We start from the raw sequence: 23,174 nt of genomic DNA on the forward strand, positions 1-23,174 counted from the left end.
CGTCGAAATGGAGGGCGCATGACCGAGGACCTCACCACGGTCGACTTCTTCCGGGACGGGCGCCTGACGGACGACCCGTACCCGTTCTACGAGGCGCTGCGCAACAAGTGCCCGGTCGCCCGTGAGGACCACTACGGCGTGACGATGGTGACCGGCTGGCAAGAGGCCGTGGATGTCTACAACGACGCCGAGACGTTCTCGTCGTGCATCTCCGTGACCGGTCCGTTCCCGGGCTTCCCCGTTCCGCTCGAAGGGGACGACGTCACCGACCTGATCGTCGAACACCGCGACGAGATCCCGTTCAGCGACCAGCTGCCCACGCTCGACCCGCCGACGCACACCAACCACCGCGCCCTGCTGATGCGGCTGATCACGCCGAAGCGCCTCAAGGAGAATGAGGACGCGATGTGGCAGCTCGCCGACGACATCCTCGACGATTTCCTCGCATCCTGTGAAGGCGAGTTCATCAGCGGTTTCGCCGCTCCGTTCACCCTGCGGGTGATCGCCGATCTACTCGGGGTGCCCGACGAGGACCGGCCGGAGTTGCTCGAGCGGTTGGCCCGCGGCACGCACGGCGGCGGGCTGGGCAACGCTGACAAGACCCTGACGAAGACACCGCTGGAGTACCTCTACGAGGTGTTCGCCGAGTACATCGAAGACCGTCGTCGCGAACCGCGCGACGACGTGCTGACGGGGCTGGCGACCGCGACGTTCCCTGACGGCACGGTGCCGGAGGTGGCCGACGTGGTCCGCGTCGCCACCAACGTGTTCTCCGCAGGCCAGGAGACGACGGTGCGGCTGCTGTCGACCGCGCTGAAGGTGCTCGGCGACCGGCCCGACATCCAGCGCAAGCTGCGCGACGATCGCAGCCTGCTGCCGAACTTCATCGAGGAGTGCCTGCGCATCGAGAGTCCGGTCAAGGGCGACTTCCGGTTGTCGCGAGTGCCGACGACGGTGGGCGACCAGGCCCTCGGCGCCGGATGCACCGTGATGGTGATCAACGGTGCGGCCAACCGCGATCCGCGCCGCTTCGAGGATCCGGACAACTTCGATCCCGAGCGCAAGAACGCCCGCCAGCATCTGGCGTTCGGCCGCGGCATCCACAGCTGCCCGGGCGCGCCGCTGGCCCGGGCCGAGACCCGTGTCGGGCTCGAGCGACTGTTGGACCGCACCACCGACATTCGGATCAGCGAAGCCCATCACGGCCCCGCGGGGGAGCGTCGTTACAACTACATCCCGACGTACATCCTGCGCGGGCTGACCGAACTTCATCTGGAGTTCGACGTGGTCTCGGGTGATGCCGAATGAAGGTCACCGTCGACGAGGATCGCTGCGCAGGACACGGCATGTGCCTGACGTTGTGCCCCGAGGTGTTCGAGCTCAACGACGACGGTTGGGCGGTCGCGAACCCGGAAGAGGTTCCGGCCGAACTGGAATCCGCGGCGCGCGAAGCGATCGACAACTGCCCGGAACGCGCGATCCGCGAGATCGACTGACAAGCGACGTCGGCGCGGTGCCGGCATCCAACACGAAGGAGCTCGAATGGCGAAGGCGTACATCCTCATTACCGAGGACGTCAAGGATCCCGACGGTATGGCGGAGTACGGCAAGGTGGCCAGCCAGACGATGGCCAGCGCGACGCTGCTGGCATTCGATCAGAAGGCCGAGGTGATCGAGGGCACCTGGCACGGCACGCAGACCGTGCTGCTCGAGTTCGAGTCCGAGGAAGCGGCCAAGGCGTGGTACTACTCCGATGAGTACCAGGCCGCCGCGAAGCTGCGTCAGGCCGCCGCCGACTGCAACGGCGTCATCCTGCACGGGCTGGGCTGATTCGCTGTCGCCCAAACCGACGTTTTGGCGGGAGAATTCGAGCAAAAGCCGCCAAATCGTTGGTCTCGGCGCGACTTCAGGCGGAAACCAGCGGGCCGGTCGGCGTCGTCGTGGTGGCGTGTACCAGTAACTCGGCGAGTTCTCGCGGTCGGCTCAGGAACGGCGAGTGCGAGGCGTCGATGGTCAACTGTTCAACGCCGAGGCGACGGCTCACCGTGTCGGCCAGCCAGCGCGGCATCGACCGGTCCTGCAGACAACGGATGAAGCTGCGGGGGAGATCGGCCTCCCAGAACCGCGGCACGGATACCGGCGTCACCGTCGTGTCGCCGAAGCGTTCGGGACCGAGGCGCTCGAACGCCCAGCGCGCGGTGGCCTCGTCGCAATCGTGGTAAAAGTACCGCCACGCGCCTTCGAAGTCGGCGAACCACATCGCGCCATCGTCGTCGAACTTCAGGTAGCCCAACATCTCTCCGACGTCGGCGTCGAAATCCTCGCCTAGTTCGTCGCCGTCGTCGCGCATCGCCATCGCTTCGGGGTAGGTGCGACCTTCACGGGGCAGCGCCGCCGCGAGGTAGGTGATGTGGCTGACCAATTCGGGCGCGGCGTCGGCCGCCAGCGTAGCGTCGAAGCCGCCGCCCGAATGTCCGACGAGAACGCTGCTAGCCGAACCGGCTGCCCGCAACGCTTCCACGATCGCGTCGCGCCGGTTGGCCAGTGTCGACTCCTCGTCGGCGCGTGCACCGTGTCCCGGGAGGTCCACCGCGACCGCGTCGTGGCCCATCGCCGTCAGCTCGTCGATCACGCGCTCCCAGCACCAGGCGGCGTGAAAGCCCCCGTGGACGAAGACGAATCGCATCAACTCAGGGCGCGCACCGGAACATGCGACCAGCCCGCGACGTTCTGCATCGCCACCCGACGGCAGTCATCCCACAGCACTTCATATTTGGGGATCAGGTCGAGCAGCCGCTCGAGTGCGATCGCCGTCTCCATCCGGGCCAACGCCGCACCGAGGCAGCTGTGAATGCCGTAGCCGAAGCCCAGGTTTTGCGCCTCGGTGCGGTTGCGGTCGATGTCGAAAGTGTCGGCGTCGGTGAATGCCTCGGGATCGCGGTGTGCCGAGGCCTGCAGGAGGAACACCGGCTTGCCCTCGGGGATCGTCACGCCGTGCAGTTCCACATCGCGCATCGAGCGCCGCACGTTGTAGTGCACCGGCGGCTCGTAGCGCAGCAGTTCCTCGACTGCGGCGGGAATCTTGCTGCGGTCATCGAGAAGCTTCTGCCACTGGTCGGGGTGACGGGCGAACGTGACCGCCGCGTTGCCGACCAGCTTGGTGACGGTCTCGGCGCCAGCACCACCGAGAAGCGTTGCGAATCCGGCGATCTCGAAGTCGTCGAGTGATTCCTTCTCACCATCCTCGCGGGTGATCTCGGCGGCCACCAGGCGGCTGAACATGTCGTCCTTCGGGTCAGCGCGCCGCTCCTGGATCAGTTGGAAGTACAGCCCCATGGCTTCGCCGATGGCCTGCATACCCTCTTCGGACATGTCGACCTGGCCGGGCTCGCGATGCAGCGACGCGTCGACCCATTCTCGGACCTGCTGCCGATGTTCCTCTGGCACGCCCAGCATCTGGGTGATGACTTCGACCGGGAAGAATGCGGAGAAGTCGCTGACGACGTCGAAGTGGGAGGGATCGGCCTTGGCGATGTACCTGTCGATGGTCTCGGTCACCATCGGCCGCATCGCCTCGATCGCCCGGGGGGTGAACACCTTGTTCACCAGGCTGCGCATGTGGCGATGTTCGGGCGGATCCATCAGGATGATCATCTTGGCCGGCATCGGCTCGTCAGAGCGAATGGTCGCCAGATCCAGACCGTATGCCGACGAGTAGGTGGCGAAGTCCTTGTAAGCCGCGGATACGTCTTCATGCCGCGACAAGGCGTAGAAGTCGAGTTCCTCGTTGTAGTAGACCGGTGCTTCTTCGCGCAGGCGCCGGTAGATCTCCCACGGTCCGTCGAAGTACTCCTGCGAGAACGGGTCGAAGACGATTTTCGACGTGGTCATGCGTCTTCGATCGAGATCGCCTGGCGCGGGCACTGTCGCACCGCTTCCCTGACTTGCTCCTCGTTCTCGGGCGTCACTTCTTCCTGAAGCACGTGTAGGTAGTCTTCCTCGTCGAGATCGAACACCTCGGGGATGATGCCCATGCACACTCCGTTGCTCTCACAGAGCCCGAAGTCGACGATGATCTTTTGAGTCACTTCAACACCTTCACCGGGACGTGGTGGTATCCGGCCACATTCTGCATGTGCACGCGTTCGAGGCCGTCGAAGTTCACCTCGTAACGCGGCATGAAATCGAGCAGGTGCTCGAGCGCGATCGTGGTTTCCAGGCGGGCCAGCGCAGCGCCAAGGCAGCTGTGAATGCCGTAGCCCAGTCCGAGGTTCGGTGACTGCGTGCGATCCCGGGTGATGTCGAACGTCTCGGCGTTGTCGAATGCGCGGGAATCGCGGTTGGCCGCCGCCTTCATCAGGAACACCGGCTTGTGCGCGGGAATGGTGCCGCTGGGCACCTCGGCTTCCTTCAGCGTGTAGCGCACGTTGTACTGCACCGGCCCGACGTAGCGCAGCAATTCTTCGACGGCGGCCGGCACCAGGCTGCGGTCGTCGAGCAGCATCTGCCACTGTTCGGGATGGCGGGCGAACTCGACCACCGCGCTGCCGACGAGCTTGGTGACCGTCTCCGCGCCGGCGCCACCGAGAAGTGCTAGGAATCCGGTGATCTCGAGATCGTCGAGCTGGCGCATCTCACCGTTCTCACCGGGAATCTCCGCGCGGATGAGCCGGCCGATCATGTCGTCCAGAGGGTTCTGCCGCCGCTCCTGAACGAGGCCGTAGTAGTACATGCCCGAGTCGATGTTGGCCTGCATGTTCTCTTCGGACAGCTCGAGCTGGCCGGGCTTGCGCTGGAGGCTGATGTCGATCCAGCGCCGGACTTGTTGACGAAACTCCTCAGGCACCCCCGCCATCCGGGTGATCACTTCTACCGGGAACGGACCCGAGAAATCCTGCACCACATCGAAGTTGTCGGGATCGACCTTCGAGAGGTACTGCTCGACGAGTTCGGTGATGTTCTCGCGCTGCGATTGGATGGCCCGGGGGGTGAAGGCCTTGTTGAGCAGGCTGCGCATGTGCCGGTGCTCGGGCGGGTCCATGAAGATGATCGACTTGTGCGGGCCTTCCTCCGAGCGCACCATCGCCAGGTCGCAACCACGAGATGAGGAGAACGACTCGTGGTCCTTGAGCGCTGCGGCCACGTCGGCGTGCCGCGTCAGCGCGTAGAAGTCCTGCTCCTCGTCGTAGTAGAGGGGCGCTTCGTCGCGCATCCGTTGGTAGATCTCGTACGGGTTGTCGAAGAACTCCTGCGACACCGGGTCGAACACGAGTTTGGGCTTGGTCATGGTCTCCTCTTTCGCGGCGGGCTGTCGACCGCTTCCGTTACGCGAGGCCGCAATAATGTAACGCCTCTAGTATGCCTCACCGGATGCCTCCTGGTAAGGGGAATCGCCGCTGTTTATGGCCAGGATCCCGGCATCGATGACCTCGTCGAGCAGGCCAAGGTCACTGCCCAGCTCGCCCGCCGTCTGGCGAACCACCGCGACGTCCTTGCCGATGAACTCGCCGACGTCGGTGACGAAGCCCTGAACCGAGCCCCGCGCGGCGATGAACTCGCCGACCCGGCTGGTCCCGCTGCCGTGGGTGAGCGAGGTGAGCAGCTCGGCCTCCTGGACGCCGAGGCGGGCGCCGAGGTCGACGGCGGTGCGCAGCAGACCGATCTGGGCGGCGAACAGGCTGTTGTTGACGAGCTTGACGGCCTGGCCCGCGCCGATCTCGCCGACGTGCAGGATCGGGTCGCCGTAGCTGGCCAGCACCGGTCGGACCTTGTTGACCGCGGCGTGCGCGCCGCCGACGAACAGGGTCACCTCGCCGGCCGCGATGTTGTGCGGGCCGCCGCTGACCGGCGCGTCGACGACGTCGATGTCGGTGAACTCGGCCGCCAGCCTTCGCGTGGTGGCCGGGCTGCCCGTCGTGTGAATGATCAGCGCACCGCCCGGTTGCATGGCCGCGGCCAGGCCGTCGTCCAGGCACACCTGGCTGACCTGCTCGTCGGTGAACACGCAGATCGCCACGGCGTCGGCCCCGTCGGCGACGTCGGCCGCACGGGTCACGGGCTGCGCGCCGATATCGCGTAGCGCGGCGCATTTCTCGTCGGTCCTGCCGAGTGCGCGGACCTCGTGACCGGCTTCGATAAGGCGGCGCACCATCGGCGCGCCCATGCGCCCCGCCCCGACGAAACCGACCCGCGTCACCGCGGGTGGTCCATGTTCTGCAGCGCCGTGTCGGCCACGGTGAACACCGATCCCTCCGGTGCCGATGCGGTGGCCGCGATGCTGGCCGCGTGCCGAACGTCCTTCTGCAGCAACGCGCCTGCGATGGGCGCCAGTGCCTCGACCGTGCCGCCGAACATCGCGATGCTGCCCAACGCCTTGCTGGTTGCCGATCCACCGTTGAGCACCTCGGCAAGGCGCACGCGCGGAATACCCAGGGACTCACCGAGATCGAGAGTGCTCAGCGCGCTGCCGAGATTGGCGGTGAACAGCAGGTTGTTCAGGATCTTGGTGACCTGTCCACTGCCCAGCGGGCCGAGATGCACGATTGGGTCGGCATAGGTCGCGAACACCGGGCGGCAGCGTTCGACGACGTCCTCCTCGCCGCCGACCATCACCAGCAGCTTGCCCTCTTCGACGGCGGGCCCACCGCCGCTCACCGGCGCGTCGATGACCGAAACACCCTGTTTGGCAGCGGCTTCGGCGATCTCCCTGCAGGTGTCGGGATGTACGGTGCTGTGGATGGCAATGGTTGCGCCGGAGGCCAGGCCGGCGAGCACACCGCTCTCACCGTTGAGGACTTCGCGCACGTCGTCGTCGCCGACCACGCACAGGCAGACCAGATCGCTGGCCGCGGCCAACTCCGCAGGCGTGCTCGCGGACTTGGCTGCCGTGCCGGCATACGGTTCGAGGCTGGCCGCCCGACGCGCCCACAGCGTCGTCTCGAACCCGCCCTCGACGATCTTGCGGGCCATGGGGCCGCCCTGGCTGCCCAGTCCGATGAATCCGACGCGCATCAATCCGCCTCCACTTTCTGCTCGGCCTTGTCCTCGGCGCCTCTTCGGGCCGCGACGCATTCCTCGACGAACGACAACACTTTGTCGTGGTAGTCCGCGGCCGCGTAGGACAGCGAAATGTTGTGACCTGCGCCGGCCTGTTCGTTGAGGACGAAGCGGGGCGCGGCGGTGAACACCGCGGCGATGTCGGCCAGCGACTCGGGGTCGGTGCGCCACACCCGCTCGTGTTCGGCGACGGTGAACTGCACGGGCACCTCGACCCGCGCAGCCATCGCCGGAAAGTCCCGCCGCGGCCAGTTTTTCGTCATGTCCGCCTCGTACGGCGCGCCCGTCGACGAGTTCGTGATACCCGAGAGCACCTCGGGCGGATACAGGTCGGCGGGTTCCCACAGCAGGTCGCGAAGCCCCACCGGCCGCCGGGTGGCCGTCGTCGTCTTCAGGATCTGGGCCGCGGAGTCCGCATACCGCAACCCGGTACCGGCCAGGCCGAGTCCGAGCACCCCCGCCTGAGCGGCACGGTCGTCGGCGGCCATGCGCACCGCCAGTTCACAGCCTGCCGAGTGGCCGAGCAGGAACAGGCCTTCGCCGCGCGGGTTCTGGCCCAACACCTTGTCGACGGCACCATAGGCGAGCGCGACCCGCTGGTCGGGTTGGTGCATCGCCTCGGGATAGGGCGCCGAGCTGCCGTAGCCGGGTCGGTCCAACGCCACCACCGTGATTCCTCGGGCCGGACCGGCGCGCAGCAGCGACAGCTGAGGATGGCCGGGACAGTCGAAATACGCTGCGGTGCTGGCACCTCCGTGGAGGGCGACGATGACGGCGGCCGGGTTGTCGGCATGTGCGACAAGGCCCGACATGGGAACGCCGTCGACGAGGACGACGCGGGGGCGCGGGCTCACCCGTCGGTCCGCATCAGGATCGCCCCGCTTGGCGTGAGCCCGCCACTGCTGACCACCGCGACCTTGGCGTCCTTCACCTGGCGCTCGCCCGCGTCGCCGCGAAGTTGCGTGACGGCTTCGTGGATCAGGCCCATTCCGTGTGTCCGGCCGTGCGACAGCTGACCGCCGTGGGTGTTCAACGGGATCACCCCGTCGCGGGCGATGGCCTTGCCGCCGTCGAGGAAGTCCTTGGCCTCGCCGATACCGCAGAAGCCGAGAGCCTCCAGCCACGACAGGCAGTTGAACGAGAAGCCGTCATACAGCTCTGCGACGTCGACATCCTTGGGCCGCAACGAGGTTCGAGTCCACAGATGGGCGGCCTGACCGAGTACCTGAGGTTCGTGGGTCAGCGTGCTCTGGTCCCAGTCGGTGCGTTCGACGATCTGCGTGCCGACCGCCTCGAACAACACCGGCTTGTGGGGCATGTCTTCTGCGGTTTCGACGGCCGAGACGATGACCGCGACGGCGCCGTCACAGGGAACGTCGCAGTCGTACAACCCGAACGGGGTCGTGATCATCCGCGCGTTGAGGTAGTCGTCCATCGTCATGGGGTCGCGGTAGATGGCGGTCGGTTTCAGCGCCGCGTTCGCGCGCTGGTTGAGCGCGATCCAACCGAGCGTCTCGCGCGTGGTGCCGTAGCGCTCGAAGTGGCGCTGGGCGTTGAGCGCCAGCGTGTGCGCGGCCGACATCGCACCGAAGGGCATCTGCCAGCTCGAGGTTCGGGCGCCGCCCGGCGGTGACGCCTTGCCCTCCTTCATCAACTGCTGGAACGTCGCCTCCCACAATGTGCGGAAGCACAGCACGTGCCGGGCCATACCCGTGGCCACCGCCATCATCGCCGCGATGACCGAGCCGCCGGGTCCGAAGGTATCCATGCCGCCGTTGATCCACGCCGGGCGTAGACCGAGAGCGCCCTCCAGCGCGGCGACGCCGCCTTCGCCCATGCCCGCGATGTCCAACCCGGGATAGGTCGACAGGCCGTCGATGTCGTCGAACGTCAGACCCGCGTCGGCGACGGCGGCCTCGCACGCTTCGATCGTCAGCGACAGCGGCGGCACCATCAATCGCCGACCGAGCCGCGACGCACCGATTCCGGTGATCGCCGAATGCTCTTCGAACCGTTGGCGAGTCAGCGGCTGGCTCACGTGACGGGCGAAGTCCTGTGGTGCGATCTCGTCCTCGGCGACCGGGCCACTCTGTTCGTCGGCGCCGGGTGTGAAGACGGGCAGCCAGACAGTTCCGGCCCCATCGCCGAGCTGTTGAAACGTCACCTCGACGACTTGACCGAGTTTCAGGTCGTCGGGGTCGCAGTCGACGATGTTGGTGGTCAGTCGAACTCGCGGATCCTCGACGATCGCCACCTGGGCCACCACGTAGGGCGGCGGCAGGTCCGGGAAGCCGAACCGGTGGTTGACGGTGAACGCCGACAGCGTGGCCTTGCCGGAGACGTCGCGAATGCCCATGTTGTGGCTCCGGCAGTACCGGCACACGGGTTGCGGCGGATGGATCAGCGCCGTGCAGTCACGACACTCCTGGATACGCAGGACACCGTCGGCGCCGGCGGTCCAGAAAAACTCGTTGAGTACCGTCAGCTCGGGTAGTGGTCTTGTCACCGCACGAATCCCGAGATCGCCTCGTTGTCATCGGTTTTGGGTTCGGGTTCGGGCACCTCGTGTGCCTCCTGATGCACGGCGGTGTCGTCGGACGGCCGGTGTTCGCCCATGTAGATGATCGCGTGCACCGGGCAGTCCAATAGTGCGCGCATCACCGCGTCCCTGTCCTTCTCCGGCACCGTGCCGTCGCCGATGAGGGAGGCGTACCCCCAGTCGTCCAGGGAGAAGTACCCCGGGGCGTGCTTGGCGCATATCCCGAAGCCGTCGCACAGCGTCCGGTCGAGCCGAATCCGCAAGCCCTCACTCATGATTGAGCCACCGCCTCCACTTCGTAAGGCCGCACGGCGGCGAACGCGTCGGCGCGACAGGCCGTGCAGTCGTCGGTGAGGTGGCGAGCCACCACTTGTGGGAACTGTCGCAGCAGGCTCGCGGCGACGTTGGTGGCGCCGTCGAGAGTGCCACAGGCGCCACGCCCGCGAAGCACCACCGACCAACGCTCCAGGCGGGTGACGTCCTCCTGGGTGGCTACGCCGTCGCGCAGCGCCGACGTGACCGCGGCCATGGCGGCGGTGCCGTTGAAGCAGGATCCGCACTGGCCCGCGTTCTCCCGGTCGAAGTACGACATCACCGCGGCCGCGACGGCGACGGGGCAGTCGTCGGTGAGGATCGAGATGGCCCCGCATCCCAGACCGCTGCCGAGCCGGCGAACCGACTCGTGGTCGAGCGTCGCGTCGAGGATGTCGGTGTTGACCAGGCCGGCGAAGTAGCCGCCCATCAAGACGCCGGTGACCGCGTCGCTGGTGACCCCGTGCAGGTGCAGCAGATCGGAGAACGATGCACCGTGCGGGATTTCGTACAGCGCGGCTGGTCGTCCGCCGCCGGTGATGGTCGCGAGAAACGTCCCGGGAGACATCGGCGTGCCGACCGAACGGAACTTCTCGGCGCCGTGCTCATGGATGTAGGGCAGGTTGGCCAGCGTCTCGACATTGCTGACCATGGTGGGGACGCCGGCCACGCCTTCCTCGAAGGGCCGTGGCGGTTTGTCGGTCGGCTTGGCGGGTCCGCCGTTGATGCGCCGGACCGCGGCGGTCTCTTCTCCGGCCACGTACCCGGGTTCGACTGTGACGACGGTGATCTCGGTCGCGCCGAACGTTTCTGGTGGCACTTCGCTGAGCGCGGCGGTGACGGCGTTCGCGGCGGGGGAGTCGGAGACGTAGACGTATGCCCGGCGGGCGCCTGCGACGGCCGTCGCCAAGCGCAGACCGTCGAGCACGAGATGGGGCCGGTTACGCAGGAGCCAGCGGTCTTTGACCGACGCGGGTTCACCTTCTTCGCCGTTGGCCACGACGACGGTCTCCGAGCCGCGCTGGTGGGCATTGTGCACCGTGCGCAGTTTGGTGCCGATCGGGAACGCGGCGCCGCCGCGGCCCAGCAGCCCCGACAGGTCGACCTGCGTCAGCAGCGCATCGGCATCGATCAGCGGCCGGTATCCGCCCGCCCGGGTGTACTCGGCGTAGTCCTCCGTGCCCGCCTCCGACGGGCGCAACAGCCGCGGCGCGCAATCCGGCCAGGCGGCGACGGCGAGATCGGTGGCAGTAGAGGTCATGGCTGGTCCTTCCGGCCCGCGGATAGGCTGACGGACATGAGGACTGCGGTCGTGCGCGTCGGTGTCGACACGGCGGGCGAACTCGGCCCGGCCCAACTCGACGACGGCCTTGCTCGGCTGAGGGATTCGGCGGCTGCGCACGGTATCGAGGTGGTGGCCAACGATCTGGCCGGGTTGCCGCCGAAACGCCGTGAGGTCGAGTTGTTGATCGCCGGCGACGACCAGGACGAACTCCGTCGGCTCGCGGTCGACCTGTGCGACAAGGCATTCGGCACCACACCGGTGCCCGGCGTGGTGACGTTCATCAGCCGCGGCACCGACGACGATGCGCACGGCGTCCTTGCCGGGCTCGGGCTGTCCGGGGAGATCGAACGGGTACCCGGCGACGACGGCTGGGACGTCATATATGTGACGTTGCGCAGGGCCGACCTCGAACGCGTTCCGGAGAGTCGGGTGCACACCGCGCTGGAGGCCTCACTCAACTGCGAGGTCCACATCCGTACGACGTAGTGCTTCCGGGCGAGCGCGCAGTCTCGAACACGAAGCGCCGTAGCCGGCGTACGAGGATGTGCCCTCACGGTTGTGGTGGATCCGCTCATCAACTGTCCAGGAACTTCAGAATTGCCGGCGCCGCCTGCACCCACGTGTCGAACAGGCAGAAGTCCTTTCCGCCGCTGGCCGCGAACTTCTCACCGGCACGCTCCCAGGCATCCTCGGGCCAGGGCGGGTCGATCAGCGTTGAGCCCTTGATCAGGCAGCTGACCTCGAGCGACGTGCGCTTCGGATGATCCCAGTCGTTCTCGCCGCCGCGGACGATCAATGTCGGCACCGTGATGTTGTCGAACATCTCGTCTTCGACACCGGGGATCGTTTGACCGGGCTTGGGCACGAAGGCGTTGAGCCAACGCAACATCACCTTCAGAAACTCGTCGACGTCGAGGGCTCTGAACCGCTCCTCGTTGCGAGGATTCTCGCCGATGCGCTCCTTCCACTCGGCGACGTGCAGCAGTCCGTCGATGCCCGCACCGCGGGCGGCCAGGATGCTCGGCACCACGTAGTGTCCGCCCAGTACGAAGGACCCGTATACGCCGCCGACGATGTTCCAGACCACCAGCTTTCGGACGATTTCGGGGTAGAGCATCGTCGTCAGCATCGAGTCCCGCGCCCCACCGGAACCGCCCGCGATGATGCACTGCTCGATGCCGAGACCGGTGATCAGCGCGTGCAGCGTTTCGGCGCGCATATGAGATTCGCTCTTACCGTAGAACTGCACGTCCGACTTGCCACAGTTCGGCCGATCCCACAGCAGCACGCGGTAACCGCCCGATGCCAGCGCCTCCGCCAGTGGCCGTAGGCCGGGAATCTCCTTGCTGAATCGGCCGCCCGGCGTCAGTGCGATGAATTCGCCTTCGTTGCCTAGGATTTCGTAGACGACGTGGCCGCCGTTGATCTCGACGGTCTCTTCGCCCGGTTTGAGAGTGGGGCCCGCGGCCTCCGTGGTGGTCATGCTGAGCCTCCGCGAACGTGCGCAAACTGCTGAATTTTCGCGGCGTGTCGTGTGCAAACACGCACGCTCACGCCAACAAGGGGACCTGTGATCATGCCTGGACCAACACCTCGTTGCCGACCACCCGCACGGGGTAGGTCCGGATGCTCCACTCCGGCTTGACCGCCGTGGTGCCGGTGGCCAGTTCGAAACCCCACTGGTGCCACGGGCAGTAGATGTACTCCAGATCGCGCACCATCACCGCATCGCCGGGCACGCTGTCGTCGACCACGGTGCGGCCGCGGGCACGTCCGGAACACAGCGGTCCACCCTCATGCGGGCAGTAGTTGGCGATCGCGTAGAACGTGCCGTTGACGTTGTAGACGCCCACGCCGTGGCGTCCGATCGGCACCAGTTTGTGCTTGCCCGGCGGGATCTCGTCGACCGTGGCGACGACGTGCTCACGCCCCTGGGCCAGCCGGGGCGTCTTCTCTTGTTCGCTCAACTCAGAACACCCGCACCTGGCCCTCGAGGGCCGGAACCGTGTCGGGAAGGTGATACGTCGCGATGCCGTTCTTGAACATCACCGCTTCCCGGGCATGCTCGGGCAGGTGCTTGACCAGCCAGCGTGGGTCGTCGAACGTCCAGTGCGGGTAGTCCGACGAGTAGAGCAGGATCTTCTCGCACTCCATCCACTCGAACGCGCGCGACAGCTCGGTCTTGTCCTCGGGGTAGTCCAGCGGCTGGGTGGTGAACTTGATGTGGTCCTTGACGTATTCGGACGGTTTGCGCTTGATGTCCAACCACGACTTACGGGCCTCGTAGATGGCGTCCATCCGCCACATCAGCGGCAGAATCCAGGTGAAAGCGTGTTCCACCAACACGATTCGCAGCGTCGGGAACCGGTCGAAGAGCCCGTCGAAGACCATGCTCATCACCTGGTTCGCGGCCAGCAGCGAGTAGGTGACCATGAAATCGTGGTTGTAGCTGGGGAATCCGACCGGCGGGATCGGCAGCTCCTCGTGATGGCTGCGGGACAGGTGGCAGCTCACCGTGATGTCGTTGCGGGTCGCGGCCTCCCAGATCGGGTTGTACTTGGGATCACCCCACGCCGGGCGGGGTTCGGCCTTGATCAGGATCTGGCCCATGTACGGGTGGCCGGCCCAGCGCTCGATCTCGCGGGCCGAATCCTCGGGCGCCTCGATCGCCACACAGATCGATCCGCGCCACCGCTCGTGCCAGTTGTTCTTGCTGTCGAGCCAGTGATTGGCCTGCCAGTCGTTGAGCGCGACGCTCATCGCGTGGTTGACCTCGGGGAAGCGCGCCGGGTAGGCGGCGGGTTCCAGGATCGCGATGTCGGCGCCCGCCTCCATGATCAGCTGCTTGAACGCCAGTTCGGGGTCGCTGCCCGCGAAGTTCCCGTCCGAGGGGAAGGTGTCGACCCGCATCGCGTACGCGTGGGCGTAGTCGGGTGCGTCGTAGTAGATCTGGTCGCCGATCCGCCGCGTCAGGAAGTACTTGCTGCGCCACGGCTCCGGGATGTACGGCGTCAGCTCACCCGCCCTCGGCGTGGGGTGAACGTCGGAGTCGACGCAGCGCACCGCGACGCGCTCCGCGGCGGGCTTGCGCTCTGTCACTGTCACCGTCATCGTGGCTCCCTGCCTTTCAACTGCGTCTCACGCCCTATCACTGTGCGCCCACTGCGGCACCGACGTCTATGCCGTAGAGCTCGGCGGCATTGCGCCAGCACAGCTTGTCGCGCTGCTCGTCGGTGTAAGCGGAGGGCACCGTCAGCTCGTTGAGCTGCCAGTGTGGATAGCTCGACCCGTACATCACCATGTCGTCCTTGCCGGTGAAGCTCAACCACTCGCCGGCGTAGTCCACATCGCCGGGCCCGTCCATCGCGCCCTGCACGAAGTAGGTGTGGCCGGGCAGGTAGTCGCTGGGCATCCGCGGCGCCCACGGGGTCTGCTCCAGATGTGGGCGCCCGAAACAGTCCATCCGCCAGATGAACGGCGTCAACAGGTCCGCCGCCCCATCGGCCCAGACGAACTTCAGCGTCGGCATCCTTTCGAATACCCCTTCGACGATGAGATTCATCAGGTGGTACAGGTAGTTCAGCGCCATGAAGCTGACGTAGTTCTCGTAGGTCCTCGGCACGCCCGACGGCGTCGGCGCGTACTGGACACCCGCCCCCACTTCGATGTGCACCGCGACCGGCAGGTTGGCCTCGTTGGCGGCCTCCCACAGCGGCCAGTACTGCGGCTTGCCGTACAACTCGCGGGACTGCAGGGGCACACCGATCTGCACGACCCGGGGATGGTCGGCGTATTTGGCGATCTCTCGCAGCGAACCGGAGATGTCGTCGGGGTTGACCCGGATGGTGCCGCGGAACTTCTCGGCGTACGGGTTGTCCTCGAGCCAGCGGCTGACCAGCATCTCGTTGTGGCCCGCCGCGATCGCGGTGCCCAGATGCCGGTCCGGCATGATGCCGCGGGTCATCGGATGCAGGATTGCGACGTCGACGCCGCGCTCGTCGAACAGATGCCCGCCGACGAACTCGGGGTCCGAGCCGGGGTAGCGGCGGTCATCCTCGGTGCCGGGGGCGTACTCGCCGCCGGGAGCGCCGTACCAGTCCATCTCGTAGTCGGGGAACCCGCGGCTCTTGAAGGGCTCGCGAAGGAAGCTGCGGAAGTCCTTGTTCGACTTGCTGAAGATGTGCACGCTGGCATCGATGACGGGGGTTTCGTAACCAGGCGGGGTCCCGTCCTGAATATGCATCACCAAGGCTGTCCTCCGATGTCATCCGGCCGTCGGCAGGCGCAGAAGAGCGCTGCGCGAGCGCCGAACACCTCCCAGTGTAAAGCGTTGTTCTTCAATCGCAAGAATCTAGTTCTCGACAAAACGCTTACTTTTGCGCAGGTCAGGGTGTCTGCTGGTCAGCTGCATGACACACGTTATGCGAAACGTGGTAGTCACGTCGTGAGAACGGTTACGCCGCGATTGGAGAATGTTATTCTCGCTGCGACGCGTTGCCCATCTTCGAGGCCCCGGGAGGCTTGGTGTTACTGGAGTTCGACGCCGATCAGCGGCTCTGGCAGGGGACCGTGCGCGACGCGGTGAGCAAGCAGTGCCCGGCCTCGCTGATCCGCGGCATCGCCGAGAACGGGGTGGACCCGGCGCCACTCTGGAAGACCTACGTCGACGCCGGGTGGACCGAGTTGGCCGACGCTGAGAACGCGGTCGAACTCGCGATCGTGCTCGAGGAGCTGGGCCGGGCCACCGACCCCACGCCGTTTCTGGCGACGCTGACCCAGTTCGCGCCGTTGGCCGGCGACCGTTTCGATGCGCAACAGGCCGGCACGGCGGTGTACGACGGCGTGTCCGCCCACCGGGTCGCCGACGGGTGGGTACTCGACGGCACCGCTCACCACGTGCTCGACGGTGACCGTGCCGAGCGCTTCGCCGTGGTCACCGATGCCGGCGTCTTCATTGTCGACGCCGACCAGGTCACGTCGCGGCGCAGCCCGGTCTTCGATCCGGTCCTGCACGTCGCCGAGGTGTCGTTCGACGATGTTCGGGTGCCCGACACGGTGCGGGTCCGCGCCGACTCCGAACGCGCCCGCCATGTCGCGCTGACCGGTATGGCCGTCAGCACCGTCGGCGCCTGCCAGCGCATCCTGGATCTGGTGCTCGAGCACGTCAAGCAGCGCCAGCAGTTCGGGGTCGCGATCGGTTCCTTCCAGGCCGTGCAGCACAAGGCCGTCGACATGCATGTCGCCATCGAACGCGCCAGGGCGCTGGCCTATTTCGCCGCGCTGACCATCGCCGAAGACGATCCGCGCCGACGGTTGGCGGCCGCCATGGCCAAGGCGTCGGCGGGGGAGGCGCAGGCGATCGTGTTCCGGCACGGGCTGCAACTGTTCGGCGCCATGGGATTCACGTGGGAGAACGACCTTCAATTCGCGCTGAAGCGGGCGAAGGCCGGCGAGCTGCTCCTCGGTGGCGCCGCCGAGCATCGCGCGATGATCGCGGAGGAATACAGGAGTAACAGTGCAGCTGTCCTTTGACACGGACGTCGAGGAGTTCCGCGCCGAGTTCGCCGCCTTCCTCGACGAGCTTCTGCCCTCGGAGGCGCAGACGCTGGATCGGCCGAAGTCGGTGTCGCACATGCCGCAGTGGGCGCGCGACTGGCAGCGGCTGCTGTTCGACAACGGCTGGCTGCTGCCCGCTCAGCCGCCGGAGTTCGGTGGCCGCAACGCGACCGTGCTGCAACAGTTCGTGCATCTCGACGAGCTGTGCCGGCGACGGATCTACCACAGCTTCAACCCGCAGGGCGTCAACATCATTGCCGCGTCGCTGATTTCGTTCGGGTCCGACGAGCAGAAGCACCGCTGGGCGGTGCCGGTGCTGCGCGCCGAGAAGACGGCGTCGCTGGGGATGAGCGAGCCGAGCGCGGGTTCGGACCTGGCGTCGCTACGGACTCGCGCTGAGTTTGTCGACGGCCCGGACGGGCCCTACTTCGTCGTCAACGGCCAGAAGGTGTGGACCTCGGGTGCGCATGACGCCGACTTCCTGCTGGCCTTCGTGCGCACCGACCCGGATGCGCCCAAGCACAAGGGCATCAGCGCGCTGATCATCCCGACGGACACCCCCGGTGTGGTGTGCCGGCCCTTCGCCGACATGACCGGCCAGGAGAACCTCGACTTCAACGAGGTCTTCTTCACCGACGCCCGCGTCCCGGCCGAGAATCTCGTCGGCCCGCTCAACGGCGGCTGGGGCGTGGCCAACGGCTCACTCGGACACGAGCGCACGATGATGTGGCTAGGCTTCGCCGACCGGATCGACAACATGATCGCCGACTTCCGGCCCCGTACCGCGCTCGAACGCGACCAGTACGCCACGACGATCATGGACTACCAGGCGCTGCGGGCGATGGGTTCGGCGGCGCTGGCCCGCGCATCACGCGGAGAGGCGGACACCGCGTCGGTGTCGGTGCTGAAACTGTTCGGGTCGGAGGCCGAGCGGCAGGCGATGGAGAACGCGCTGACGGCCGCCGGGGCCGACGGGCTCACCCATCCCTCGCTGAGCGGGCCGTATGCCCACATGAACCTCGACCACTACTTCGCCAGCTGGTTCGAGCGCTACGCCCGAAGCTTCGGCGGGACGATCGCCGGGGGCACCTCGGAGATCCAGCGCAACATCATCGCCACCCAGGTGCTCGGCTTGCCGCGGCGCTGACCATCGTGCCCGAGACGCTCGACATCGACCGGGGCCACCCCGGAATCGTTGTGCTGCAATTGAGCCGGCCCCCGCAGCTCAACGCGATCAACGCGGTCATGCGCGACGAGTTGAGGCGGACCTTCGCCGAGATCGCCGCAGACACGACGGTCAACGCCGTCGTGCTCACCGGCGCGGGCCGGGGGTTCTGCTCGGGCATCGACATGCGCAACTTCGGTCCCGACGCCGTGGACGAGTCCGCGCCCGCGATCGAGCGGCTGCGATTCCAAGAGGCCATGGCTGCTCTGCCACAGGCGATCTGGGACCTGCCACAGCCCGTGGTAGCCGCGGTCAACGGGCCGTGCGTGGGTGCGGGACTCGCGCTGCTGTTGGCCTCCGACATCCGGATCTGTTCGGATGTCGCCACATTCGGCAACGCCGCGATCCTGCTGGGACTGTCCGGTGCGGAGATGGGCATGAGCTACCACCTGCCGCGGATCGTCGGAACCAGCGTCGCGGCCGACTGGATGCTGACCGGCCGTACCGTATCGGCCGAGGAGGCCGACCGCCGCGGCCTGGTCAGCGAGATCGTCGAAGCCGACGGCCTGGTCGACCGTGCGGTGCAGATCGCCTCGACCATCGCCGAACACGCACCCCTGGGGGTCCAACTGACCAAGCGGGCGCTGCAGGCCAACACCGATGCGCCCGGACCGGCCGCCGCGATGGAATTGGAAAACCGCAACCAGGTGCTCAGCCATGCCACCGACGACGCGGCGCAGCGCCGCCGCAAGTGGTCCGGCGGCTGAGCCTCACACGGAAGGACGAGCAGTGGCCTGGGATTTCTCGACCGACCCGGACTGGGCCGACCAACTCGAGTGGGTCGAAGATTTCGTGCGCAACGAGTGCGAGCCGATCGACTATATCGTCAAGGAGTCGCACGACCTGCGCGATCCGGTGCGCCAGGCGCTGATCCCGCCATTGCAGGAAATCGTCAAGGAACGCGGACTGTGGGCGACTCACCTCGGCCCCCATCTCGGCGGCCCCGGCTACGGCCAGGTCAAGCTCGCGTTGCTCAACGAGATACTCGGCCGGTCGGAAAGCGCGCCGATCGTCTTCGGTTCGCAGGCACCGGATTCCGGTAACAGCGAGATCCTCGCCCATTACGGCACACCCGAACTCAAGGAGCGCTATCTCGAGCCCTTGCTGGACAACCGGATCGTGTCCTGCTTCTCGATGACCGAACCGCACGGCGGCGCGGACCCGAAGGTGTTCACCACCACCGCGACGCAGGACGGTGACCACTGGGTGATCAACGGCGAGAAGTGGTACTCCTCCTTCGCCTCGATGGCGTCGTTCATCATCGTCATGGCGATGACCGACCCGGATGCCCCGCCCTACCAACGGTATTCGATGTTCGTGGTGCCGGGCGACACGCCGGGCATCAACGTGCTGCGTGACGTCGGGCTGGGATACCAGCCGCTCGGCGGCGGGGGACGTGAGGGCTACGTCCGCTACGAGAACGTCCGGGTGCCCGCCGACCACATGCTCGGCCCCCGGGGCGGGGCGTTCGTGGTGGCTCAGACGCGCCTCGGTGGCGGTCGCATCCACCACGCCATGCGCACCGTCGGCCTGGTCCGGCGGATCTTCGACATGCTCACCGAGCGGGCGGTCTCGCGCTACAGCCAGGGCGAGGTGCTGGCCAACAAGCAGATGGTGCAGGAGATGGTCGCCGACTCGTGGATGGAGATTGAGGCGTTCCGGCTTCTGACACTTCAGACCGCGTGGAAGATCGACAAGTTCAACGACTACAAGGCCGTCCGGGCCGACATCTCAGCGGTCAAGGCGATGATGCAGAAGGTGCTGCACGACGTGTCGGCGCGGGCACTGCAACTCCACGGCTCGCTGGGCACGTCGCACGAGATGCCGTTCGTGCAGTACCTGACCGAGTCCTTCGTCCTGGGTCTGGCCGACGGGCCGACCGAGGTGCACAAGGTAACGCTGGCGCGGCTTCTGCTCAAAAACGTCGAGCCGGCGCCGGACGTGTTCCCATCCGAGCACCTGCTGCGCAAGCGGGCCGCAGCGGAAGCCAAGTTCGCCGACAAACTCGCGGGCATACCGCGCACCTGAGGAGGTCGATCGATGTCGTGTGACGGCAAGGTCGCGTTGGTGACCGGCTGCAGCCGGGGGCTGGGCAAGGCGATCGCGCAGCGCCTGGCGCAGGAGGGGGCGACCGTCGCGCTGACCGCGCGCACCATGGAGCCCGACCCGAAGTACCAAGGCTCGCTGCGTGAGACGCTCAAGGAGATCCAGGCCGGCGGTTGCACGGCGATCGCGGTGCCCGCCGACCTGTCCGACAGCGCAGAGCGGGAGAGTCTCTTCGCCGAGGTCGTCGACCACGTCGGCGCCCCAGACATTCTGGTCAACAACGCGGCCGTCACGTTCCTGCGTCCACTCGACCAGTTTCCCGAGCGTCGGGTGAAGCTGATGATCGAGATGCATGTGATGGCGCCGTTGCATCTGACTCAGTTGGCCATTCCCGCCATGCGCGAGCGTGGTCGCGGGTGGGTGCTCAACGTGACGTCGGTGTGCGGTGACCTGCCGGAGGGGCCGCCGTTCTCCGACTTCGACCGCAGCGCGGGGTTCGGCGTGTACGGGACCGTGAAGGCAGCGCTGAACAGGTTGACGAAAAGCCTTGCGGCCGAATTGTACGACGACGGCATCGCGGTCAACGCCGCGGCGCCGACGAATCCCGTCGCCACGCCCGGCGCGGGGACCCTCGACCTCGCCAAGACCGACACCGAGGACATCTCGCTGATCACCGAGACCGCGTACCTGTTGTGCACAGGCGAGCCGAGAACGTTGACCGGCCACATCGCGCACACGCAGACCTTCCTGCGCGAGGTGGGGAAGCTGCCGTGACGCACCGGACCTGCCCCGCGAGTGTGGGATTGATCGACGCTTTTCGCCAGGAAGCGTGCGTTAAGCCCACACTCGGGCCAGAAAAGTGAAGGTCCAGCCCGCAGCGTATCTGCGCACCACGTTGCCGCTGGATCTGTCGGTGCTCGACACTCTCGACAGCGGTCGCTACCACTCGATCTGGATGCCGGATCACATGGTCAGCTTCTGGCCCGACTCGATCTGGACCCCCGAATTCACCGATCTGGCAACCGTTTCGCCGTCCCCGCACCGCCACCTGGACGCGATGGCGGTCGCGGCGGCCGCCGCAGTGTTGACCGATAGCGTCCCGCTGGTGACCAGCGTGATCGACACCGTGCGCAGGCATCCGGTGATGCTGGCGCAGAGTGCGCTCACCATCGACCACCTCGCCAATGGCCGCTTCATCCTGGGTCTCGGCAGCGGTGAGACCGAGAACACCGTGCCCTACGGGTTCGACTTCGACCGGCCCGTCAGCCGTTTCGAGGAGGCGCTGGAGGTAATCCGGTTGCTGTGGGACAGCGAGGGGCCCGTCGATTACGACGGCCGGTTCTACCGGCTGCACCACGCGCGGCTCGACACCGAGCCATTCGAGGGTTGGCCGCCGCGGATCTGGATCGGCGGCAGCGGCCCGCGGACGCTGGACATCGTCGGTCGCTACGCCGACGGCTGGTGGCCGACGGGCGCGTGGACTCCCGAGGACTATGCCGACAAGCTCACCGCCGTACGGCGTTCGGCCGAACGGGCGGGCCGCGACCCGGCGGCGATCACGCCGTGCTACATCCAGATCTGCGTGATGGGTCGCGACGAGGCCGCAGTCGAGGAGATCCTCGCTGCGCCTCTGGTGAAGTCCTTCCTGCTGCAGGTGTCGGCGGAGTTCTTGCGCGGCTTGGGTTTCGAGCACCCGATGGGCCGGGACTGGCGCGGCTATCAGGACATCGACCCCGCCGTGCTGACGCGCGAGCGGATCGTCGAGTTCCTCGACGCGGTACGGCCGGAGATGATCCTGGCCGTCATCCCGCACGGCACCCCGGCACAGGTCGCCCGCACCATCAAGGACTACGTCGACGCCGGGCTGCGGGTGCCAAAGATCCTCGACTATGGGGGAATGGCCGGCATTCAATACGCCGCCACGTCGGCGCAGAATGTGCGCGACGCGGAGGACGAACTGATGCGCTTGTGTGGAGACGTCGAGTGACCGGCCTGTTGAACGCCGCGGAATTGCTGGCGCATGCCGAGGCCGCGACCGGCCTGCACGATTACGGGGACCCGACGCTGCCGGAGCGGTTCGCTCTGGTGGTGCAGCATCTGAACGAGGTCGGCATGGACGCCGACGGCAGGCGGCGCGCCGCGGAGGTGTGTCACTGGCTGCTGGCGTCGCGGCTGGAGTTCTTCGAGGACCGCCGCCGGTTCCCGGTCGCCGACGAGGTGATCGAGCGGCCGATGTTCGTCACCGGTGAACCCCGGTCGGGCACCACGCTGATGCACGCGCTGATGTCGGTCGACCCGGCCGCGCGCGCACTGCGGTTCTGGGAGGTGATGTATCCGTCGCCGCCGCCGGGCACTGCAGCCGGAGACGATGCCCGCCGCGCACGCGCCGATGCCGACTGGCGGGAGATCAACGCCAAGTTGCCGAAGTGGTTGCACAGCCACCCCTACAACGACATGTTGGGTGACGGCCTGCCCGAGGACGAGCGGACGTGGGCGTTCGACTTCCGGGTGCTGACACCGACGGCGTGGTGGCGGGTGCCGATGCAGACCGTGGTCGGGGGACTGCCCACCGATGCCGCTGCCCAGTACGCGATCCACAAGGCGATGCTGCAGCAGTTCCAGTTCCGGCGGCCCAAAAAACAGTGGGTGCTCAAGGGTTTTCACGGGTTTCGCCTCAAGGAGCTCTTCAACGCCTATCCCGATGCCACGCTGATGTGGCTGCACCGCGATCCGGTACAGGTCGCGGCGTCGCGCACGATGATGATGGCCGACATTCTCGAGGGCATCGTCGGACCGGTCGACCTGCGCGCCGCGGCCAAGATGCATTTGCAGCTGACCCGCGAGAGCATCGCGAACACGATGAGCAACCCGCTGGTGGACGACCCGCGAATCCTGCACGTGCGCTACACCGCCTTCATCGCCGACCAGGTGGGCACCGTGCGCCGGTACTACGAGTTCCGCGGCTCGACGCTCAGCGGGGAGGCCGAGGCCGCGATGCGCGCTTACCTCGCCGACAACCCCGGCGACCGGCACGGCAAGTTCCGCTATTCAACGAGCCTGCTCACCGACATCGGTGAGGACATCGGTGCACTGCACGACGAGTTCCGGCCCTTCCGTGAGCGTTTCGGCGTCCAGATCGAGAATCGGAACTAAAG

General features: G+C 66.8%; 25 protein-coding genes. 11 read left to right on the forward strand and 14 right to left on the reverse strand.

All coding sequences use genetic code 11. The annotated features are described in order from the left end of the window. Nucleotides 1-18: 18 nt before the first annotated feature. The 3 genes from CEX87_RS05215 to CEX87_RS05225 are packed head-to-tail and all read left to right on the forward strand — an operon-like array spanning nt 19 to nt 1,830. Nucleotides 19-1,308, forward strand: coding sequence for a cytochrome P450 (locus CEX87_RS05215; protein ID WP_067386587.1), 1,290 nt, complete (start codon nt 19-21; stop codon nt 1,306-1,308). Continuing rightward, on the forward strand, nt 1,305-1,496 hold the full coding sequence (locus CEX87_RS05220) for a ferredoxin (protein ID WP_064397080.1): 192 nt from the start codon (nt 1,305-1,307) through the stop codon (nt 1,494-1,496). Before CEX87_RS05215 ends, CEX87_RS05220 begins: the two co-directional genes overlap by 4 nt. Nucleotides 1,497-1,542: 46 nt before the next feature. Next, nucleotides 1,543-1,830: a DUF1330 domain-containing protein gene (locus tag CEX87_RS05225; protein ID WP_064397078.1), complete on the forward strand. Its 288-nt coding sequence runs from the start codon at nt 1,543-1,545 to the stop codon at nt 1,828-1,830. Nucleotides 1,831-1,906: 76 nt separating this feature from the next. Here the strand turns inward: CEX87_RS05225 and CEX87_RS05230 are convergent, their stop codons facing one another. The 10 genes from CEX87_RS05230 to CEX87_RS05275 form a co-directional block, all read right to left on the reverse strand. Next, complete coding sequence (locus CEX87_RS05230; RefSeq protein ID WP_064397076.1) at nt 1,907-2,686, reverse strand: alpha/beta fold hydrolase; 780 nt, start codon at nt 2,684-2,686, stop codon at nt 1,907-1,909. Further along, a complete protein-coding gene (locus CEX87_RS05235) occupies nt 2,686-3,891 on the reverse strand; it encodes a cytochrome P450 (RefSeq protein ID WP_064397074.1) in 1,206 nt (401 codons plus the stop codon). Before CEX87_RS05235 ends, CEX87_RS05230 begins: the two co-directional genes overlap by 1 nt. Continuing rightward, nucleotides 3,888-4,088, reverse strand: coding sequence for a ferredoxin (locus CEX87_RS05240; RefSeq protein ID WP_064397072.1), 201 nt, complete (start codon nt 4,086-4,088; stop codon nt 3,888-3,890). Before CEX87_RS05240 ends, CEX87_RS05235 begins: the two co-directional genes overlap by 4 nt. Continuing rightward, the gene (locus CEX87_RS05245; protein ID WP_064397070.1) at nt 4,085-5,287 is read right to left on the reverse strand and encodes a cytochrome P450; all 1,203 of its coding nucleotides are present in this window, start codon (nt 5,285-5,287) and stop codon (nt 4,085-4,087) included. The genes CEX87_RS05240 and CEX87_RS05245 overlap by 4 nt, the downstream gene beginning before the upstream one ends. A 66-nt stretch (nt 5,288-5,353) precedes the next feature. Continuing rightward, entirely contained in the window at nt 5,354-6,196 is an 843-nt protein-coding gene (locus tag CEX87_RS05250) for an NAD(P)-dependent oxidoreductase (protein ID WP_064397069.1), read from the reverse strand. Continuing rightward, complete coding sequence (locus CEX87_RS05255) at nt 6,193-7,011, reverse strand: NAD(P)-dependent oxidoreductase (protein ID WP_064426254.1); 819 nt, start codon at nt 7,009-7,011, stop codon at nt 6,193-6,195. The genes CEX87_RS05250 and CEX87_RS05255 overlap by 4 nt, the downstream gene beginning before the upstream one ends. Beyond that, entirely contained in the window at nt 7,011-7,868 is an 858-nt protein-coding gene (locus tag CEX87_RS05260; RefSeq protein WP_064426333.1) for an alpha/beta hydrolase, read from the reverse strand. The genes CEX87_RS05255 and CEX87_RS05260 overlap by 1 nt, the downstream gene beginning before the upstream one ends. Nucleotides 7,869-7,906: 38 nt before the next feature. Continuing rightward, nucleotides 7,907-9,562 (reverse strand): thiolase C-terminal domain-containing protein, encoded by a 1,656-nt coding sequence (locus CEX87_RS05265; protein ID WP_064426253.1) that lies wholly within the window; start codon nt 9,560-9,562, stop codon nt 7,907-7,909. Continuing rightward, complete coding sequence (locus CEX87_RS05270) at nt 9,559-9,858, reverse strand: ferredoxin (protein ID WP_231984718.1); 300 nt, start codon at nt 9,856-9,858, stop codon at nt 9,559-9,561. Before CEX87_RS05270 ends, CEX87_RS05265 begins: the two co-directional genes overlap by 4 nt. Nucleotides 9,859-9,866: 8 nt before the next feature. Beyond that, the gene (locus CEX87_RS05275; protein WP_064397061.1) at nt 9,867-11,168 is read right to left on the reverse strand and encodes an NADH-ubiquinone oxidoreductase-F iron-sulfur binding region domain-containing protein; all 1,302 of its coding nucleotides are present in this window, start codon (nt 11,166-11,168) and stop codon (nt 9,867-9,869) included. Nucleotides 11,169-11,204: 36 nt separating this feature from the next. Between CEX87_RS05275 and CEX87_RS05280 the strand changes: the two genes are divergently transcribed. Further along, nucleotides 11,205-11,678 carry a hypothetical protein gene (locus CEX87_RS05280; RefSeq protein WP_064426252.1) on the forward strand — a complete coding sequence of 158 codons (474 nt, stop codon included), beginning with the start codon at nt 11,205-11,207 and terminating at the stop codon, nt 11,676-11,678. 88 nt (nt 11,679-11,766) lie between these two features. Here the strand turns inward: CEX87_RS05280 and CEX87_RS05285 are convergent, their stop codons facing one another. The 4 genes from CEX87_RS05285 to CEX87_RS05300 form a co-directional block, all read right to left on the reverse strand. Then, nucleotides 11,767-12,675 (reverse strand): alpha/beta fold hydrolase, encoded by a 909-nt coding sequence (locus CEX87_RS05285; protein WP_064426251.1) that lies wholly within the window; start codon nt 12,673-12,675, stop codon nt 11,767-11,769. A gap of 91 nt (nt 12,676-12,766) precedes the next feature. Beyond that, nucleotides 12,767-13,159, reverse strand: a complete 393-nt coding sequence (locus CEX87_RS05290) for a Rieske (2Fe-2S) protein (RefSeq protein WP_064397055.1) — start codon at nt 13,157-13,159, stop codon at nt 12,767-12,769. Nucleotide 13,160: 1 nt separating this feature from the next. Then, entirely contained in the window at nt 13,161-14,303 is a 1,143-nt protein-coding gene (locus tag CEX87_RS05295; protein ID WP_064426250.1) for an amidohydrolase family protein, read from the reverse strand. Between the two features lie 37 nt (nt 14,304-14,340). Then, complete coding sequence (locus CEX87_RS05300; RefSeq protein WP_064426249.1) at nt 14,341-15,435, reverse strand: amidohydrolase family protein; 1,095 nt, start codon at nt 15,433-15,435, stop codon at nt 14,341-14,343. Nucleotides 15,436-15,716: 281 nt separating this feature from the next. Between CEX87_RS05300 and CEX87_RS05305 the strand changes: the two genes are divergently transcribed. The 7 genes from CEX87_RS05305 (at nt 15,717) to CEX87_RS05335 (ending at nt 23,172) form a co-directional block, all read left to right on the forward strand. After that, a complete protein-coding gene (locus tag CEX87_RS05305) occupies nt 15,717-16,724 on the forward strand; it encodes an acyl-CoA dehydrogenase family protein (RefSeq protein WP_064426248.1) in 1,008 nt (335 codons plus the stop codon). After that, nucleotides 16,708-17,895 carry an acyl-CoA dehydrogenase family protein gene (locus CEX87_RS05310; protein ID WP_067386590.1) on the forward strand — a complete coding sequence of 396 codons (1,188 nt, stop codon included), beginning with the start codon at nt 16,708-16,710 and terminating at the stop codon, nt 17,893-17,895. The genes CEX87_RS05305 and CEX87_RS05310 overlap by 17 nt, the downstream gene beginning before the upstream one ends. Nucleotides 17,896-17,900: 5 nt before the next feature. Then, nucleotides 17,901-18,680 carry an enoyl-CoA hydratase/isomerase family protein gene (locus CEX87_RS05315; protein ID WP_067386592.1) on the forward strand — a complete coding sequence of 260 codons (780 nt, stop codon included), beginning with the start codon at nt 17,901-17,903 and terminating at the stop codon, nt 18,678-18,680. 22 nt (nt 18,681-18,702) lie between these two features. Beyond that, a complete protein-coding gene (locus CEX87_RS05320; protein WP_067386595.1) occupies nt 18,703-20,001 on the forward strand; it encodes an acyl-CoA dehydrogenase family protein in 1,299 nt (432 codons plus the stop codon). 12 nt (nt 20,002-20,013) lie between these two features. Beyond that, nucleotides 20,014-20,793, forward strand: coding sequence for an SDR family NAD(P)-dependent oxidoreductase (locus CEX87_RS05325; RefSeq protein ID WP_067386597.1), 780 nt, complete (start codon nt 20,014-20,016; stop codon nt 20,791-20,793). Between the two features lie 85 nt (nt 20,794-20,878). After that, nucleotides 20,879-22,006, forward strand: a complete 1,128-nt coding sequence (locus tag CEX87_RS05330; RefSeq protein WP_067386600.1) for an LLM class flavin-dependent oxidoreductase — start codon at nt 20,879-20,881, stop codon at nt 22,004-22,006. Continuing rightward, complete coding sequence (locus tag CEX87_RS05335; protein WP_067386602.1) at nt 22,003-23,172, forward strand: sulfotransferase family protein; 1,170 nt, start codon at nt 22,003-22,005, stop codon at nt 23,170-23,172. The genes CEX87_RS05330 and CEX87_RS05335 overlap by 4 nt, the downstream gene beginning before the upstream one ends. Nucleotides 23,173-23,174: the final 2 nt, after the last annotated feature.

The organism is Mycobacterium lehmannii (assembly GCF_002245535.1).
GTDB lineage: Bacteria > Actinomycetota > Actinomycetes > Mycobacteriales > Mycobacteriaceae > Mycobacterium > Mycobacterium lehmannii.

Excerpts from the sequence above, each read along its gene's own strand:
- CEX87_RS05215 (WP_067386587.1), top strand. The coding sequence starts at position 19 with ATGACCGAGGACCTCACCACGGTCGACTTCTTCCGGGACGGGCGCCTG.
- CEX87_RS05220 (WP_064397080.1), top strand. The coding sequence starts at position 1,305 with ATGAAGGTCACCGTCGACGAGGATCGCTGCGCAGGACACGGCATGTGC.
- CEX87_RS05225 (WP_064397078.1), top strand. The coding sequence starts at position 1,543 with ATGGCGAAGGCGTACATCCTCATTACCGAGGACGTCAAGGATCCCGAC.
- CEX87_RS05230 (WP_064397076.1), bottom strand. The coding sequence starts at position 2,686 with ATGCGATTCGTCTTCGTCCACGGGGGCTTTCACGCCGCCTGGTGCTGG.
- CEX87_RS05235 (WP_064397074.1), bottom strand. The coding sequence starts at position 3,891 with ATGACCACGTCGAAAATCGTCTTCGACCCGTTCTCGCAGGAGTACTTC.
- CEX87_RS05245 (WP_064397070.1), bottom strand. The coding sequence starts at position 5,287 with ATGACCAAGCCCAAACTCGTGTTCGACCCGGTGTCGCAGGAGTTCTTC.
- CEX87_RS05255 (WP_064426254.1), bottom strand. The coding sequence starts at position 7,011 with ATGCGCGTCGGATTCATCGGACTGGGCAGCCAGGGCGGCCCCATGGCC.
- CEX87_RS05260 (WP_064426333.1), bottom strand. The coding sequence starts at position 7,868 with ATGTCGGGCCTTGTCGCACATGCCGACAACCCGGCCGCCGTCATCGTC.
- CEX87_RS05275 (WP_064397061.1), bottom strand. The coding sequence starts at position 11,168 with ATGACCTCTACTGCCACCGATCTCGCCGTCGCCGCCTGGCCGGATTGC.
- CEX87_RS05280 (WP_064426252.1), top strand. The coding sequence starts at position 11,205 with ATGAGGACTGCGGTCGTGCGCGTCGGTGTCGACACGGCGGGCGAACTC.
- CEX87_RS05285 (WP_064426251.1), bottom strand. The coding sequence starts at position 12,675 with ATGACCACCACGGAGGCCGCGGGCCCCACTCTCAAACCGGGCGAAGAG.
- CEX87_RS05295 (WP_064426250.1), bottom strand. The coding sequence starts at position 14,303 with ATGACGGTGACAGTGACAGAGCGCAAGCCCGCCGCGGAGCGCGTCGCG.
- CEX87_RS05300 (WP_064426249.1), bottom strand. The coding sequence starts at position 15,435 with ATGCATATTCAGGACGGGACCCCGCCTGGTTACGAAACCCCCGTCATC.
- CEX87_RS05325 (WP_067386597.1), top strand. The coding sequence starts at position 20,014 with ATGTCGTGTGACGGCAAGGTCGCGTTGGTGACCGGCTGCAGCCGGGGG.